General features: G+C 67.5%; 13 protein-coding genes. 5 read left to right on the top strand and 8 right to left on the bottom strand.

The features are described from left to right. Nucleotides 1–43: 43 nt before the first annotated feature. Nucleotides 44–1,054, top strand: a complete 1,011-nt coding sequence (locus AC3RXY_RS12675; RefSeq protein WP_491511292.1) for a MauE/DoxX family redox-associated membrane protein — start codon at nt 44–46, stop codon at nt 1,052–1,054. A gap of 312 nt (nt 1,055–1,366) precedes the next feature. Beyond that, nucleotides 1,367–1,780 carry a hypothetical protein gene (locus AC3RXY_RS12670; RefSeq protein WP_491511291.1) on the top strand — a complete coding sequence of 138 codons (414 nt, stop codon included), beginning with the start codon at nt 1,367–1,369 and terminating at the stop codon, nt 1,778–1,780. 151 nt (nt 1,781–1,931) lie between these two features. Here AC3RXY_RS12670 and AC3RXY_RS12665 read toward each other — a convergent pair whose 3' ends face one another. Continuing rightward, nucleotides 1,932–2,636 (bottom strand): hypothetical protein, encoded by a 705-nt coding sequence (locus AC3RXY_RS12665; RefSeq protein WP_491511290.1) that lies wholly within the window; start codon nt 2,634–2,636, stop codon nt 1,932–1,934. 165 nt (nt 2,637–2,801) lie between these two features. Between AC3RXY_RS12665 and AC3RXY_RS12660 the strand changes: the two genes are divergently transcribed. The 3 genes from AC3RXY_RS12660 to AC3RXY_RS12650 are packed head-to-tail and all read left to right on the top strand — an operon-like array spanning nt 2,802 to nt 6,599. Beyond that, the gene (locus AC3RXY_RS12660; protein WP_491511289.1) at nt 2,802–4,322 is read left to right on the top strand and encodes a tyrosine-protein kinase domain-containing protein; all 1,521 of its coding nucleotides are present in this window, start codon (nt 2,802–2,804) and stop codon (nt 4,320–4,322) included. Between the two features lie 7 nt (nt 4,323–4,329). Next, on the top strand, nt 4,330–5,418 hold the full coding sequence (locus AC3RXY_RS12655) for a hypothetical protein (RefSeq protein ID WP_498224730.1): 1,089 nt from the start codon (nt 4,330–4,332) through the stop codon (nt 5,416–5,418). Nucleotides 5,419–5,420: 2 nt separating this feature from the next. Next, complete coding sequence (locus AC3RXY_RS12650) at nt 5,421–6,599, top strand: nucleotidyltransferase family protein (RefSeq protein ID WP_491511287.1); 1,179 nt, start codon at nt 5,421–5,423, stop codon at nt 6,597–6,599. 132 nt (nt 6,600–6,731) lie between these two features. On the opposite strand, the gene AC3RXY_RS12645 is transcribed toward AC3RXY_RS12650, so the two are convergent. The 7 genes from AC3RXY_RS12645 to AC3RXY_RS12615 are packed head-to-tail and all read right to left on the bottom strand — an operon-like array spanning nt 6,732 to nt 15,985. Continuing rightward, entirely contained in the window at nt 6,732–7,949 is a 1,218-nt protein-coding gene (locus AC3RXY_RS12645; RefSeq protein WP_491511286.1) for a glycosyltransferase, read from the bottom strand. Between the two features lies 1 nt (nt 7,950). Further along, entirely contained in the window at nt 7,951–8,928 is a 978-nt protein-coding gene (locus tag AC3RXY_RS12640; protein WP_491511285.1) for a glycosyltransferase, read from the bottom strand. 46 nt (nt 8,929–8,974) lie between these two features. Then, nucleotides 8,975–10,396: an oligosaccharide flippase family protein gene (locus AC3RXY_RS12635; RefSeq protein ID WP_491511284.1), complete on the bottom strand. Its 1,422-nt coding sequence runs from the start codon at nt 10,394–10,396 to the stop codon at nt 8,975–8,977. Next, nucleotides 10,393–11,685 carry an O-antigen ligase family protein gene (locus AC3RXY_RS12630; protein WP_491511283.1) on the bottom strand — a complete coding sequence of 431 codons (1,293 nt, stop codon included), beginning with the start codon at nt 11,683–11,685 and terminating at the stop codon, nt 10,393–10,395. The genes AC3RXY_RS12635 and AC3RXY_RS12630 overlap by 4 nt, the downstream gene beginning before the upstream one ends. Next, nucleotides 11,682–13,499, bottom strand: coding sequence for a WecB/TagA/CpsF family glycosyltransferase (locus AC3RXY_RS12625; protein WP_498224728.1), 1,818 nt, complete (start codon nt 13,497–13,499; stop codon nt 11,682–11,684). The genes AC3RXY_RS12630 and AC3RXY_RS12625 overlap by 4 nt, the downstream gene beginning before the upstream one ends. Then, entirely contained in the window at nt 13,496–14,428 is a 933-nt protein-coding gene (locus AC3RXY_RS12620; protein WP_491511281.1) for a glycosyltransferase family 2 protein, read from the bottom strand. Before AC3RXY_RS12620 ends, AC3RXY_RS12625 begins: the two co-directional genes overlap by 4 nt. A 21-nt stretch (nt 14,429–14,449) precedes the next feature. Further along, nucleotides 14,450–15,985, bottom strand: a complete 1,536-nt coding sequence (locus AC3RXY_RS12615; RefSeq protein WP_491511280.1) for a sugar transferase — start codon at nt 15,983–15,985, stop codon at nt 14,450–14,452. Between the last annotated feature and the right edge of the window lie 119 nt (nt 15,986–16,104).

The following is a 16,104-nucleotide window of genomic DNA, read 5'->3' as shown; positions in this document are numbered from 1 at the left end:
GGCCGCGCCGCCCGTGTGGTCCGTGCGCCCCTAGACTCGTGCCGTGCTGTACCTGATTGCCGTCGTCTTCCCGCTCGTCGTCTCGGCCGTCCTCATCGTGAGCGGGGTCGCCAAACTCCGAAAGCCAGACAGCCTGGACGGCTGGGTGGCGATGGGGGTGCCGGGTCCGCTGCGCCGCTCGTGGCTGCTGCGCTTCCACCCGTGGGGCGAGATCGCGCTCGGCATCGCGGTGAGCGCGCTGGGAGGTCTCCTCGGGGCCGCCGCCGGTGTGGTCGCCGCGCTCTTGATGGCGGCGTACGTGGTGCTGGTCTGGCGCACCCTGCGTGCGGGGGAGGACGTCTCCTGTGCCTGCTTCGGTGATGCGAAGCCGGTGAGCAGGGTCACGCTGGTGCGTAACGGGTGGTACCTGCTCGTGGCGCTGGGGGCGGCCGCCGCCAGCTGGACCAATCCGTTGTGGGGAGGTGCGATCGCGACCATCGCCGATCTCGGCCTCGCCGGCTGGGTGGGGGCCGCGGGACTGATCGTCGCCGCCGTCACCACCGCCCTGACGGTGTGGGCTCCGGTGCAGCCGTCCGCGGCGGGCGGCGCGGCGACGGCCCATCCGGTTGCTGCCCATCCGGCTGCTGTGGCCGATGAGGAGCTCGCCGACTACCTGCCGGTGCGCACGCCTTCTGTGCCGGTCCGCGCGGCCGACGGCACCGAGTACAGTCTGCGCGCGCTCAGCATGCAGCGGCCGATCCTGCTGCTCGCCGTCAATCCCGGCTGTTCCTCGTGCGTGCAGGTGATCGCTCGCATCCCCGAGTGGCGCGCACTGCTGCCGGAGGTAGCGGTGCGTCCGCTCCTCGTCGCCAGCCCTCCCGCCTCCCTCACCGGGGGCGATGACCCGGAGACGCTGTACGACCCCTACTCCTTCGTGCGCGACTCGATCGCCGACTGGGTCACACCCACCGCTGTGCTGCTGGGGGGAGACGGCATGCTCGCCGGCGGGCCGGTGAGCGGCTATCCGGCCATCGCGGCGTTCGTGGCGGACATCGACGAGAGCCTGCACGGCTGACGATCCGCGCCCTCTCCGGCCGGTGACCGCCGGCGCTCCCCGTTTCGCGACAGATCACGCGGATGCGGGTCCTCGCAGCACGGCGATGCCGTGGGGCGTGTCGTCTCGCGGCGCCGTGGATGCGTGCGCCCGTCGAGCCGTTCTCCGCGGCTGCGTCGCTTTGCGACAGGTTTCACGCAATATGCGACCTCGGTCGACCGCGGCTCCGGGCGTCGAGGCCAGTATGGGACACGTCGCCCGCAGGGGTGACCGAACCATCAGATCGCTGGCGTCGCCGCCAGCAGCCGCGCGCTCCTCGCTTTCGCCTCGCCGGTGATTCTCGATGCGACCGGTTGCGGCAGCCTGATCGGCAACATCTTCGACTTCAAGCCGGCTTTCACGTACATCGTGACCAGCGCGGTTCTGACCATGAGCGATGGCGAGACCTACTCGTCCACCATCGGCCTCGCACCGGGTGCCGGCGTGCTGGGCGCCGTAGGCGTCATGGCCTCGGTCTTCGCGTTCAACGATGTTCGCATCGACCCGAGCAACCTCCGCACCGGTCTGCCGCGTACCCGCCCGCAGCAGCTGTCCGTTCAGGTCAACGTCACCTTCAAGTGGGGCCTCGGCGTCGACCTGCTCTGCCCGGTCACCCTGAACTACGACCTCAGCGACCACCTGCCGGTCGGTCTCCTGGCCCTGGGTGCTGGCGCGACGACGTACACGGGCACCACGCAGCGCCCCTGATCTCGATCAGCGCTCACCACGATCGGCGGGCCGCAGCGAAAGCTGCGGCCCGCCGATCGTCATGAACGGGGCTTCTGCCGCTCTCCGCAGCGGTGTCGCGCGACGTCAGTATCCTGACGGCGCGGAACGCCCGCGCCCTCCCGCGCAGGCCTCACTCCTCGAGAGTGTCTTCCTCCCCGGCCGGCAGAGAAGGAACGAGCGCCGCGTAGTACGAGAGCGCGGCGAGCAGACCTTGACGGTCCAGATCGGTGAGCGAGGCCACCTGGACGAAATCGTCCATCGCCGCCTCGACATCGGGCTCTGCCGGGTACGCGCGCAACGCGGACACCTGGGACGCCCGGGCGTCCACAGCGGTCCGCAACACGGTCTCGGCCGACTGGACGACGGACTCGATGGCATGGGCTTTCGCCGTGAGCTCCTCGGTGCGCCCGCTCATGGCGGAGCGGGAGGCCTCCAGCTCGGCGACCGCGGCTGCAATGGCATCGGGCTGCGCGTCGGCAGACACCGTGCGGGTGTACATCGTCTCCGCCGCGTTGTCCGCATCCGTGGGCCCGGCAGCTGTCCGCAGCGCGCCGACCTGCGCAGCGAGCGCGTCGTCGCCGGGCTCGAGAGAGGCCGCCTCCAGTGCGTCGGCGAACTGGAGAGCATCCTCCTGCGTCTGCCGCAGGCTCTTCGCGGCGGCGTCGTGCTCCGAGACGGTCAGCCGGTACTCGCGCTCCGCCGTGCGGAGGGCATCGAGCCGGTCTGACGTCGCTGGAGCGGACTGCGTCGCCCAGAGGATCCACGTGCAGAGGCCGGCCACGAGGACAGCCACCACCGTGAGCGCGATCAGGGTCCGTCTGGCCTCGTGCGTCATGCCGGTCGCTGCCTCCGTGGTGCGTGCTCTCGATCTGCAACGACGTGGGTGTCACTCCGCGTCGCCGGGCCGGCCATCGGGGAAGAACCGAGGGCTCTATAGTAAGTTTACTGGGGTCTGCGCTCATGCGCGGGCTCTGCACACCCCGGGGGAGACACCTGTCACATGGATATTCGTCAGTACCTGCTGATCTTCAGAGCGCACTGGCTCGGCGTGGTACTGCTGACCCTGCTCGGCGTGGCTCTCGCCTTCGGATGGTCGCAGCTCCAGCCTCGTGTGTACACCGCGAACGCCTCTGCGCTCGTCCAGGCGGTCACACAGGGGTCTGACGATGCGACGTCGGTGATGACCGGCAACGCGGCGGCCCAGGGGCGTGTCGCCACCTACGTCGAGCTCGGCACGTCCCGCGCGGTGGCAGAGCGGGCCATCGAGGAGCTCGGACTCGACAGCACCCCCGAGGGGCTCGTCAGCCAGATCTCGATCTCCCGCCCCATCGACACCGTGGCGCTCCGCGTCAGCGCGCGCGCCGAGTCTCCCGAAGCCGCCCGTGACCTGGCTGAGGCCTGGGTTCGTGCGATGGCCGCAGCCGTCAACGACACCGAGACCGGGGACCCCGCCACGACCGGGGCGGTCTACCTCCGTCCGGTCGACTCGGCCGCGCTCCCGTCCTCCCCGTCGTCGCCGAACGTGCGCCTCGCCCTGGCGATCGGTGGTCTTCTGGGATTGATCGCCGGTGCGGCGTACGGCATTCTGCGCTACACGCTCGATCGCCGCATCCGCACCGTCGAGGGCGTGGAGAAGGCCACCGGCGTCGCGGTGGTCGGAACGATTCCCGAAGAGAAGTCGTTCACCGCGGAGAACCGTCTGATCCCCATCGACGGAGGCAACTCGGTCAACAGCAGCAACGCCCACCTGTTCGGCGTGGCAGAGGCGATGCGTGAGCTGCGTACCAACATCCAGTTCATGGATGTCGACAACCCTCCGCGCGTGCTGGTCGTCACAAGCCCGCTGCCGGGCGACGGGAAGTCGACGACCGCGTCGAACCTGGCGATCACGCTCGCCGCCAACGGGCAGCGTGTCATCCTCATCGACGGCGACCTGCGTCGCCCGATGATCAGCACCGTCTTCAACCTGGTCGAGGGCGCGGGGCTCTCCGACGTGCTGGCCGGCCGTGCGGAGATCGCCGATGTCGCGCAGCCGGTTCGCGGGACGAAGAACCTGGTCGTGGTCGGTGCCGGCAAGATCCCGCCGAACCCGAGCGAGGTGCTCGGATCCGAGCGCATGCGCAAGCTTCTCGAGACGCTGGCTGAGCAGGTCGTGGTCATCATCGACGCGCCGCCGCTCATCCCGGTGACCGATGCCGCCGTGCTGGCGAACCGGGCCGATGGCGCCATCGTGGTCTCCACGGTCGGCAAGACGACGTACGAGGTGCTGGCGAAGGCGCTCGGCAATCTGGAGCGGGCCGGAGCGCGAGCCCTGGGCATCGTGCTCAACCGTGTTCCGCGCAAGGGGTCTGGTGCGGCCTACTACGGCTATCAGTACCACGGTGACTACTATCGCTCCGATGCCGGCGACGCCGAGCCCGTCGAACCCGCCGTGCAGCGACGAGCCTCCTATGAGGCAGAACCGACCGCCCCCTCTGGAGGATCGAGCCGAGCCGAATCACGGCGTGCGGCGCGGAGGTGACGTGATCGTGACTCGCGCTTTCGATGTGAGTGCGCTCGGGCTGCGGATCAGGGTTTCCTTCGGTGCGGACGCAGCGCCGGACTTCATGCAGCGCGTCCGTGCTGCGTGGGCGGACGCCGCGCTGCCCGGGGACGGCTCCCCTCCGGACGCGGAGGTCGTGATCCCGTCGACCGGCGGCGATGACGCCCGCCTCGAACGCCTCTCGGTTGACGTGACGCTGGCCGCACTGGGTCGGCGCTCCGGCTCGCTGCTGATGTTCCATGCTGCGGGTGTCGCAGCACCGGACGGCCGGGTGGTGGCCTTCGTCGGTCCATCTGGGCGGGGAAAGACGACGCTGTCCCGCACCGTCGCGTGCCACTACGGCTACGTTTCGGACGAGACCATCGGCGTGGACGAGCAGCTGCGCGTCCTGCCGTACCGCAAGCCGCTCTCCCTGGTCCGTGAGGGTCGTCCCAAGGAGCAGGTCGCGGGTTCGTCGATCGGCTTGCTCGAGCTGCCGGACACCCCGCTCCGGCTTGCAGGACTTGTCCTCCTGGAACGATCTCAGGGTGTCGTCGAACCGCGTATCGAGCGTGTCAGCATGATTGATGCGCTGGAGAACGTGGTCGCCCAGATGAGCTATCTCCCGGAGGTGGACAGGCCCCTGCAGCGCCTCATCGAGCTTGCGAATGCGACCGGGGGGCTCCTGCGTGTGACGTACTCCGAAGCGGCGTCGTTGCGATCGCTCGTCGATCAGGTGCTCGGCGGTGAGATCACGCCGGTCCGTGAGGAGGCCGTCTCTGTCGCCGCACCGGTGGAGGACGCGGCAGGGCCCGTGCGGATCAGCGTCGCCGTGAGGGACGGGATCGAACTCGACGGTGCGCTGCTGCTTCTCTCCGACCGGACGGTGCGGGTACTCGGAGGAATCGCCCCCCTCATCTGGCGGGGCGTGGCGGCGGGGCTCGACATCGAAGAGATCACATCGTCGGTGGTGGCCGTGCACGGCAACCCCCCGGGCGGCGACGCCTCCGTCCTGGTGAATCAGGCGATCGACGAGCTGGTGCAAGCGGAGCTGCTCACCACGCTCAAGGTCGGTGACAACGGGTTGAGCCAGTGAGGATGACGGCGCCGCGCGACGCTGCGTCCGCGGCGGAGAACGTCAGCTGGATCGCGATCGCCTACGGAGCCCTCGACGTCACGGGTTCCGCTCACTTCGCCGAGGGCACCGAGCTGATCGTCATCCCGACGATCCCGACCACACCGATGGCGCTTTTCGGCGCCGGTGCCGACCTCTGGAGGCGCCTGGTCGAAGCGCCGGTGAACGACGCCGACCTCGAAGACGCCGAACGGGAGGTCGTTCGGGAGATGGCGGACGCCGGCCTCGTCGCATCCGATCTCGAGCATCCGGCGCGGGTGCGCCGTGTTGCAGCGCCCTGGATGAGCTCGCCGTTTCACGAGCTCGTCTACGCGCTGGTCGCGAGTATCGCGCGGGACAAAGGCATCGATGTGGTCTTTCTCAAGGGGCCGATGCTGCACCAGCAGGGGCTGCGGGAGCGTGAGCATTCCGGCGACATCGACGTCTGGATCGAACCAGGCCGTCTGGACAGCCTGATAGCCGAACTGCGGTTGTGGGGCTGGCATGCACACCTCGACCATTGGAACCTCCTTCCGAACTTCCATTCCACGTCCCTCGCTCCGTCGCTGGGCTGGGGATGCGAGATCGACCTGCATCGACGATTCCCCGGTGTCGCGCTCGAGGATGAGGACGCCTTCGCGGCGATCAAGCGCTACACCACGCCGTTCGAGTTCGCCCACGTCACCGGCAGGGCTCCCACGGTCGGCGCCGCAGCAGTCCTCGCGGCCCTGCACGTTCTGCGGCCCGCTCCGGGGCGCGCGACGGCGGAGAGCGCCTACGAGACCGCGAGCGCTTTTCTGACGCACGGCGGCGAGGAGGCTTTCGAGGCGGCCGTGGCCTTGGCCGCCGTCGGGGCGGCGGGGAGGTCGATCTCCCTGGCGTTTCCCGAGCGAGAGTTCGATGCCGCTGGGTCGGCAGTTTCCGAGGACTGGGTGCTCTACGGCCGCTCCAGCAAAGTCGGCCTTTATGTTCGCGGTCTCCGGATGCTTCCCTGGAGACAGCGGTGGACGGCGCTGCGCCTCATCATCTGGCCGAGCGATGAGTATATCGAGAGCTACCAGGTGTGGGCAGGTCTGCCGCCGACAGGTCGACTCCGAGCCCGGATGGCGAGGGTCGTGCGCGGCGTGCGGGGCCTCTTCTCTCCGGAACGACGCGAGCCCTGACGGCGGGATTTCCGTCGCGCCATCCGGTGCGTCGAACCGGGTCCCCTCGGGAACGAACCGCCGCGAATCACACGGAGTCGGCGATCCAGCCGTCCGCACATCGACGCCGAGGAGAAGCCGCCGCAGGCGGCGTCAACGCCCGTACAGATCGTCCAGGCGGGTCACGAACGTCGCTTCGGAGAAGACCAGACGCGCCCACCTCTGGGCTTCGCTCCCGCGGGCGGATGCGGCATCATCCTGCAGCGCCTGCACGACGGCGTCCGCAAACTCGACGGGAGTGCTGCACACCGCGTAGAAGGGGGAGTATCCCTCGTCTGCGGTCTCTTCCTCCGCTATTCCTTCCGCACCGATGGGAGTGGTGACGACGGGAAGCCCGGCGAGCATCGCCTCCACGACCTTGAACTTGACTCCTGCGCCGGCGAGAAGCGGGACAACGGCGACCGATGAGCTCTCGTAGCAGGGCGTCAGAGAGTCAACACGGCCCGTCACCGTGATACCGAAACGCGTCCGGGAGCGGTCGAGCATCGCCTCGGAAGGGTTGGCTCCTGCGAAGACGACATGCGCGTCAGGAAGGGACTCCTGCACGCGGGGGAGGACTTCATCGGCGAACCATAAGGCCGCATCAGCATTGACCGACCGGCCGAACGCCCCGACGAAGAGCAGTTGGCGTGTCGAGCGGACGTGCGCGCGATCCGGCCCTGCGGGTGCCGTGGCGTCCACGCCGGCGAGAGGGGGGCGAACGACGTTGACGTTGCGAGCGCCCAGCGTGCGAAGAAGGGCGGCGTCCTTCTCGCTGAACGTCATCAGCTCGGAGAAGTTCCGGCAGACCCATTTCTCATCGCGTCGTGCGGTGAAGCGCCGGACTCTCGACACGACCCCGCGGACGCTGGCGGCAGGCCAGGTCGCGACCTGACGAGCAAAGGACTGTGTCATGACGTCATGGATGACGGCGACGGTGCGCTTGCGACGGTCTCGTCGGCCCAGCTGGCGAAGAAGCGTCGCCGCCTCCGTCCATTGGAACTCCAGCAGATCGGCGTCAGACAGCGCTTTCCGCACGTCGTCACGGGACCGGAAACTCCGACGGGTGCGGTGGGAGAGCCGCGACGGCACCAAACGAGCGCGCTGCCGACTCCACCATCCGGGTGTCGTCTCGTGGTCGATGAGGATGGTCTCGACGCCGGAGGCCGCGAGATACTCGGCGCCCCGGCGGTTCTCCTCGCCATCGGGGGCGACGATCGTCAGCTCATGGCCCAGTTCTCTGAGGGCCTTGACATGGGCCAGTACGTATACGCCGCCGGCATGCGGGATTCCGTCGAACGGCACGACACGGGTTACTGATGTGATCTTCACGCTAAGACAGGTCCTCTATACGTCCGATTCTTCCCGAGATGCCGTGCCGGCAGGCTTTTGCGAGTGTGGCGAGGTTCGTGACGGACCGGTAGCGCAGGAACCAGACGAGGCACATGCTCCAGAAGAAGGCGGCGTTCGCGAGGCGAAGGACGTTCCAGCCGTCCCCGGTGCGATGGAACTCGCGGTAGACCCGGTTCCTGACCGTGTAATAGAGACTCGTCGTGTTCTCGGCGCGCAGGAAAGCCGGTATCTCCAACCCGGCCGGGACCCACTTCTCGGACGTGTCGACGACGTGCGCGCTGGTCACCACTTCGATGACACCACCGGCGCGCGTTATTCGTCCGGTGTACTCCGTGTCTTCCCCGTACAGGATCAGATCGGCGATCGGGAGCCCGCACGCCGTCACCACGTCTCGGGGAAACAGGAGTCCGCCCCACGGAGCGAAGGGGATCACGAGCGGAGCGGGAGCCTTCGGGGCCGGGCGGGACGTTCGCTTCACGCGTTGCCGGAGCTTCTGGGCGTACATCCAGATGTCGGCTCCGCAGAAGGAGCGCTGCTCGGGCGGATACTTCTTGGTCAGGCGTGCGGCGAGTTCTCGGGAGCCGCGGGGGTCATCGACCGTCCCGCGGAGAGGGGCGACCGCCGCCAGGGGGTACTGGACTTCCAGATCCTCGAGTCGCGCGAGGAGCTCGGAGAGTGCGTCGGGATCCGCGCAATTGTCATCATCCAGCAGCCAAATGTACTCAGCGCCTGCGCGGTGCGCTTCCTCTATGGCACGGGAGAACGCGGGCGCGGAACCCAGGTTGGTGGGGAGGGTGATGCGCGTCAGCGGTCCGGGTGCCGAACGTGCGTACTGCTCGATCACGCGGGTGGATTCCGGGGACGCGCCGTTCTCGATGATCAAGACCTGAGATGCGCCCGCGGCGAACATGCTGGCCGCGGCCGCGACGCAGAGATGGCCGCGGTCTCCGTAAGTCACGGTCGCGCCGAACACGCGTGGGGATGACAAGGTCACTGTGCCTCTCTCAACTCTTCTTCAGGCGCCGTAGTTCTGAAAGAATGTCGCGCACGTCGGAGCGCGCAAAGAACGCGACGAAGAGGGCGTACGTGACCACTCCGACAGCGAGCGAGACCACGAACTGCACGACCGACCCCTGTGCGCTCAGCAGCGCTGAGGTGCCCGCGGAGGCGGCGCCCGCGATCGTCGCGGCGAGGACCGGACGCACAGCGGCGATCGTGAGCTGCCGCGCGGACACTCCTGTGCTGCGCATGAACAGCGCGCTGGAAAGCCAGATCGCGATCTTTCCGACCGATACAGCGAGTGCGACCCACAGCGGCCCGACCGCGGCGCACAGGATGACGAGGACGATGAGGACCACACGCCCCAGGGACTCGGCCAGGAGCATCAGGCCGGCCTTGCCTGTTGCGGTGTAGCACCAATAGAAGACATAGCCGATGGTCTGGAAGGCGACGCCGGCGGCAAGCGCCCAGATGAAGGGCACGGCGCCGGACCAGGGGGCACCGAGGATCCAGGAGACGAGCGGATCTGCCTGCGTCACCAGGACGGCGAGGAAGGCGAGCATCGGGTACGAGAGCAGGCGCTGCGCTCGCAGAAGCAGCGACTCGAGCTCCTGCGATGTCTCCGCTGTCGACGTTCGAGGGAGGACGACCCGGGTGAGGGGAGCGCCGACCTGCTGCAGGGCGAGGCCGCTGAGCTGACTGGCGCGGCTGTACAGGCCCACGACGTTCGAGCTGGAGGTCCAACCGAGCACCAGGGTGTCGATGTTGGACGTGAAATAGTTGGCCAGGTGGGTGAGCATCGTGAACCCACCGAACGTCAGCTGTTGGCGCATCGGAACGCCGCGCCGTGGCCAGGAGGGGATCCAGCGCGCTGCCGCGAGCGCCAAGATCATGGTGACCGCTGCGGCGACCGTTGACTGCACGGCCACAGCGACGAAGCCCATGCCGAGGACGGCGAGAACCACGGTCACGACGAGGCCGGCGAGGTCGCCCGTGAACTGCACCAGCGCGAGCCGGCGGAAGTTCTCGGCGCGATTGATCTCGACCATCGGCTGCACGGCGACCCCGCGGAAGAGGAACGACGGCGCCAGGATGAAGAGGACCGTGGCCAGGAGGGGGTTGTCGTACGCGAGAGAGACGGGAACGGCGACGCCAGCGACGACGCCGGCCATCACCAGGCCGAGCATGCAGTTGATCCAGAAGAGATTGCTCTTCTGGCCTTGTGACAGCTCCCGAGACTGCAGGGCCGCCAGGCTCAGGCCGAAGTCGCCCAAGACCAGGGCGAACCCGGAGAGGGCGATACCGAGGGCGACGATGCCGAACTCCGCGGGCGAGACGAGCCGCGCGATCACCACGATGCCGATGAGCTGGAGCGCATACCTGCCCCACTGCGCCGACAGCATGATTGCGGCTGCGCGTACCCTCACAGCTGAGCTGCTTCGCTCGTGCGGGGCGCCGGGAGGCCGGTGGCCGGCGCATCGTCCTGGCGGATGGCGGAGCTCGCGAAAGCGATCGCGTACAGCGGGACCCAGGTGACGACGGACAGCGGGCCGGGGACCAGCGAGAACAGCGTCTCCGTGCTGCCGGCGATGATGGCCGCCGTGAGGAACATCCCGCTGACGACCATCTCCCGTCGCGGCAGCGACGACACGCCTCGCCACGCGAGGATGCCGATCAGGATGATCGCGGCGTAGAGCACCACACCTCCCGTGACCGTGGAAGAAACGAAGTCGTTGTGACCGTGGCCAGCAGCCGCAAACAACTGTTGGCGGATGAACGCAAAATTGTCCTGGTACCAGAGCACGCCTTTCCCGGTGAGCCACTCTGAGCCGTTGACCTGGTCCAGGTTGAACTGCCAGATCCGCGTGCGACCCGTGAACGCCTCCGGGTCACGCGCCGTGAATGCGAGGAAGGGCTGCGCCAGCAGTCCGACGAGCAACATCGTGCCGACGACAGTGATGCGCCACGGTCGTTTTCCGAGAAGGATGAGCGCAATAACGCCGGAGATCGCCACACTCAGCAAGGAGGACCGAGACGACGCGGCGATCAGGGCGATGATGATCAGGCTGGCGAAGATGATTCGGCTGGCCCGGCTCTTCAGGAGGAACACGAAAGGGAAGGAGAACATGAGGAACAGGCCGAAGAGGTTCACGTGTGAGAACGGGCCCGCCAGCAGCGGCAGGCCGGTGATGCTCTTGTCGGCGAACGTTCCCAGGCTGTCTGGCATGACGACCGTATCGGGCGACAGGCCTAGCATGATCAGAGAGAAAGCGGCGGTCAGACCGCCGAGCAGGCCGAGCGGCGCGAGGTCGGACGGACTGATGCGCGCGGATACGATAATCAGGAGATAGGACAACAGGACGCTGATGGAAAGCGTCAGTGTTCGATCCTGGACGAAAGCCACGATGGTCACCCAGGCAAGAGGGAAGAGAAGGGCAAAGAAACGCAGCGCCGACGTTCGTAACAGGACGGGCAGCTTGATGATCGCCAGCACTGCGGAAATGGCGATGGGCCCCCACAGCGAAAGCGCCGAGGCTGCGACGACGGCGGGTGAATAGACGTTCGCCGCGCCTTCGACGAAGCTGTCCCTGTCCATTGTCAGAGATTGCGCGAATGCCGGGGAGACGGCCAGTATCCAGAGGGCGACGACCAGTTTGCGTTGCCATCGGTTCCGGGGCTTCGCGTCGACGCCTGCGTGGTCGGGTGCCGTGGTCATGGAGCTGTTCTCTCCGAGACCGCGTGGATCAGCCTGCTCCAGCTGTCACGGATCGACTCCTGGCTGTAGTCGCGGCGCACGAGAGCTCGTCCCGACGCCATGCTGCTCTGGAGGTCAGGGTCGTCGCTGCGCGCGATCGCGTGCGTGAGAGCGGGAACATCACCCGGGGGGAAACTCGCGGCCGCCGCGCGTTCGAGGAGGAACTGATGGGCGGCGATATCGCTCACGACGATCGTGCAGTCCTCCGCGACGGCCTCCAGAAGCGACACGGGCATCGCCTCCCAGAGAGAGGGCAGGAGGAAGATCCGGCAGCGCTGCATCAGATCCCGCACCTGCGGGTTCGACAGACGCCCCGCGAAGGTCACGCGATCGCGGAGCTCGAGTCGTTCGACCAGGAGGGTGAGCTCGTCGGTCAGCGGTCCACCGCCCACGAGCGTGAGATGCCGGTCGGGAAGCTCTTGCAGGGCACGGATCGCCGTCTCGATCGATTTCTCTTCGGCATGGCGCGCGACGATGATGATGTCGGCCGGGAGCTCGGTCGAGGAGGAGTACGGCCCGGCGTGCGGCACCGGGTTGGGGATGACGTTCGCGGGCGAGATGTCGACCGCCGATGGGCTGACGAACACCTCATCGACGTACTTGTTGCGTCTGCGCGCCGCGGAGATCACCGACCTCACGGGACGCGGATACTTCTCGAGGGGCCAATGGTGCACCGGTACGACGGTGGTGCGGCGGGATCGCCACCAGAGGAGTGTGGCGAGAGCGATCGAGAAGTGGGTGTGTGCCAGGACCACATCGACGTCCTCGCGACGCAACCGCCACGTCCTGCGGGCGAAGCCGATCATGTCCGCCGGGGAGCTCGGCCGGCGCGCTGCCAGGAGCCGTGGCTCGGGAAACAGGTCGCTGCCGGATTTGTCGTAGAGGAAAACGGTGGAGAGCGACTCCTGGTCCTGCAGATTGTCCTCGAGCCAACGCGCCATCGACTGAGCGCCAGCGGGTTCGAGCTGGGTGACCAGCTGCATGACGCGGCGTCCGGGTGTCGGTTCGTCCGATCGGGATCGTGCCGATCCGGATCCGCGTCCCGCGAAGCCGATGTCCGTGATCTGCTCGCTTGCGGCACGGATGTCGGCGCGAAGCTTCTTTGCGCCGAGGACGGCCTGGACAGCGCTCACCGTGTAGCGGTGCAGGAGGCGTCTGGGCTCGTGGAGGATGCGCCAGAGCCACCCCAGCCGGAGAGCATGAACGATCGGGGGGAAGTACTGCTCGCTCTTGGCGAGCTGGTCAAGCCACCCCCCGGCGGTGAAGACGACAGCGTCAGGCAGAACGTTCCGGACCTGTGCGCTCACCTGATCCTGGAGTGCCGCGCCCAGCCCGAGCACGACGATATCCGGTGCAGCATCGCAGAGGCGCTGCGAACTCTGCCGGAGGACCTCCAGCTCGCCGAAACCGTCCGCCGTGAACACCACGCCGTCGAGTCGCTCTGCTGCTTGTCTGGCGACTCCGGGGGCGCCACCGATGAGAGCTATTCTCGCGTCCCCGGCCAGTTGCAGGTACTGGGGAATCACGAGATCGGCTGACGAGCGCCCGACCTTCATTCCTCCGCGCGCGAGGATGAGCTGCAGGAGGGTTCCGTCGACCCCGATGAGATCAGACTTCGATACCGCCGGCCAATCCGCATGCATCGCGGACCAGTGGTTCAGCCAGGTGACGGCGAGACCGTCCTCTTCGGAACGTCGGAGGATGTATTCGGCGACCTTGCGGGCGTGGCGCGACGCCACGGGGGTCTGGTCGGTGCTCACTGGCCTCCCGCTCATGATGACGGTCTCCCGATCTTCGTCGTGTTGTGTCCGGGGTCTCGGCGCGTGCGACGCAGAAACACGCCGATGACGTAGGACGGGTTCGCGTTGGCGAGCACGCCGAACCAGTGCGCGAAGAGGAGCCGAGGCTTTTGGCCGACGAACATGCGAGCGAGGTGCGTTTCGCGCCTGAGCCTTCTGCGGCCCGTGCGGTCGAGGAGCTGGGCGTGCTTGGCGGCGTATGCCTGCAGGCCGAGCGCGCGGCGTTCGCTTCTCGACGAGAGATGCTCGTCTTCTGTCACAACCTGTATGACGAGTTCCTTCTCGACGGCGACGTACCGGCCGCCCGCCTGAAGAAAACGGACGAAGAAGTCCAGGTCGTTCCACACCCGCATCTCGGGGTCGAAGCCGCCGATACGCTCGAAGATGTCCCGGCGGATGACGAAGTTGCTTCCGGTGATCCCGGGATTGTTCGCGACCACCTCCCGGGCGGAAAGGCCCTCGGTCATCGCCCAGTTGAAGTGGCGCACGCGATCGCCTCGCTGGATGGCCCCCCAGGCCACGGCGAGGTCGGCGCCGGACCGCTCGAGCGCGCCGATCAACTGCTCCAGATACTCCGGCTCCCACTTGTCGTCATCGTCGAGAAACGCGAGATAGTCGGTCTCCGCCCCAGCGGCGCCCGTGTTTCGTGAGTGCGACGCGCCGGGACGCGGGGACCCGCTCGCATCCCTGACCTCGAGCAGGCCCTGAGCCTCGTCGACGAGATCGTCGAGGGGAGGTCGTGACGGGTCGCGGCCCGTGTCGTCCGAGAGCACGATCGACGATGGTCGATGAGTTTGGGCGAGAACCGATCGCACGGCGACGAGCGCGCTTTCGTCGCGGTCGTGCGTCGGGATGACGCACGTCACTGTCGATGTCGGTGCTGATTCGGTGTTCGGGTGTCGCATCTGGCTTCCGTGGGTCATTGCTTAGTGGGCGGTCTCGCCGGGGGCGACGACGACCTTGACGGTCTTGATCAGGATGCCGAGGTCGCCGAGCATGCTCCAGTTCTCGACGTAGGAGAGGTCGAGCCGCACGGTCTCCTCCCACGAGAGCGTCGAACGGCCGCTGACCTGCCAGAGCCCGGTGATACCCGGCTTGGCGAGGAACCGGCGGTGCACATGGTCGGCGTACTGCTCGACCTCGGAGGGGAGCGGCGGTCGGGGGCCGACGAGAGACATCGACCCGCCGATGACGTTGAAGAGCTGCGGCAGCTCATCGATGCTGAAGCGGCGCATGAACCGGCCGATGCCGGTCACGCGGGGGTCGTCCTTCATCTTGAACATCACGGTGTTCCCGGAATCCCGTTCCGCCTCGGCGAGGTCGGCGAGAAGATCCTCCGCGTTGACCACCATGGAGCGGAACTTGAGCATCTTGAACTCTGTTCCGCGCAGGCCGATCCTGGTCTGCTTGAACAGGATCGGGCCGGGTGAGGTGAACTTCACCGACAGCGCGAAGACGAGCAGGAACGGACTCAGCAGCGCCACGGCCAGGGTGCTCGCGACGAGGTCGAGCATGCGCTTGGCGAACAGCTGGCCGCGGCTGAAGCGCGGGGTCTCGACATGGATCAGCGGCAGACCGGCGACCGGGCGGGTGTGGATGCGGGGACCCGCGATGTCTGCGATGCTCGGGGCGATCACCAGGTGCTGGCGGCCCGCCTCGAGCCCCCAGGAGATCTGCTTGACGCGGTTGGAGGGCAGGTCGTCTGTGCTGGTGATGATCACCGTGTCGGCGGTGATCGAGGCGAGTGCGGACTCGATGGCGTCCACGCTGCCGATGACGGGGATACGACTGCCCGGGATGTGCTTGGTGCCGTCGCGGTCCGGCACACACGCCCCGACGACCCGGTATCCGGCCTGCGGCTGCCGCCGGAGCTGGGCTGCCGTGTCGGCGACGGAGCCCAGAGAGCCCACCAGGAGAACGCGGGAGCAGTACTCGCCCCGTCGCCGCTGGGAGAGCAGCCATCGACGCCAGAGCCAGCGTTCCAGCAGCAGCGCGAGCAGCCCGATCGGAAGGCTGATCAGCAGATACCCTCGGGCGACCTCGATCTTGAAGAGGAAGGCGATGATGGCCATCGCGCCGAACACGCGCAGGCTGGCATCGGAAACACGGATGAACTCGGTGGCCCCGAACCCGGCGATCCTGTCGTTGCGCGAGTCGGCCCAGCCGAGAGCGAGGCTCCAGACGATCACGAGCAGCGCCGAGATGATCCAGTAGGGGATCGGGGGGATCAGGGAGTCGTCCGTGACGACATGCGTGTTGCCGAGCCAGACGAGCTGCGTGGCGTAGACCACGACGGTGATCGCGAGCGTGTCGCTCACCCAGAGCTTTCGTGCGTAGCGACGGCGCCAGTCTGGCACGGAGGGGACGCTGAAAGCGTCGACGGTCCCCGTCCACGCCCGGGGAGGGAGCGGTTGCTTCCCCGGAAGCGACCGTCCCGCTGATTCAGTCGTCTCGGCTGCCATCGGCGACGTGCCCCCTAGATTGTCTGTGCCGCGAATCTTCGTTCTCGCCTCGGGACACGAGAAAAACGCAGTTACTGGACATGTCCGTCCCCCGGCGGCCTCCGCTGATTATAGCGAGC

Source organism: Microbacterium longlingense (assembly GCF_058349825.2).
This window is presented reverse-complemented; position numbering and strand designations above follow the sequence as displayed.

What these genes read in the sequence shown, in the direction of transcription:
- AC3RXY_RS12665 (WP_491511290.1), bottom strand. Translation starts at nt 2,636, where the DNA reads ATGACGCACGAGGCCAGACGGACCCTGATCGCGCTCACGGTGGTGGCT.
- AC3RXY_RS12660 (WP_491511289.1), top strand. Translation starts at nt 2,802, where the DNA reads ATGGATATTCGTCAGTACCTGCTGATCTTCAGAGCGCACTGGCTCGGC.
- AC3RXY_RS12650 (WP_491511287.1), top strand. Translation starts at nt 5,421, where the DNA reads ATGACGGCGCCGCGCGACGCTGCGTCCGCGGCGGAGAACGTCAGCTGG.
- AC3RXY_RS12630 (WP_491511283.1), bottom strand. Translation starts at nt 11,685, where the DNA reads ATGACCACGGCACCCGACCACGCAGGCGTCGACGCGAAGCCCCGGAAC.
- AC3RXY_RS12625 (WP_498224728.1), bottom strand. Translation starts at nt 13,499, where the DNA reads ATGAGCGGGAGGCCAGTGAGCACCGACCAGACCCCCGTGGCGTCGCGC.
- AC3RXY_RS12620 (WP_491511281.1), bottom strand. Translation starts at nt 14,428, where the DNA reads ATGCGACACCCGAACACCGAATCAGCACCGACATCGACAGTGACGTGC.
- AC3RXY_RS12615 (WP_491511280.1), bottom strand. Translation starts at nt 15,985, where the DNA reads ATGGCAGCCGAGACGACTGAATCAGCGGGACGGTCGCTTCCGGGGAAG.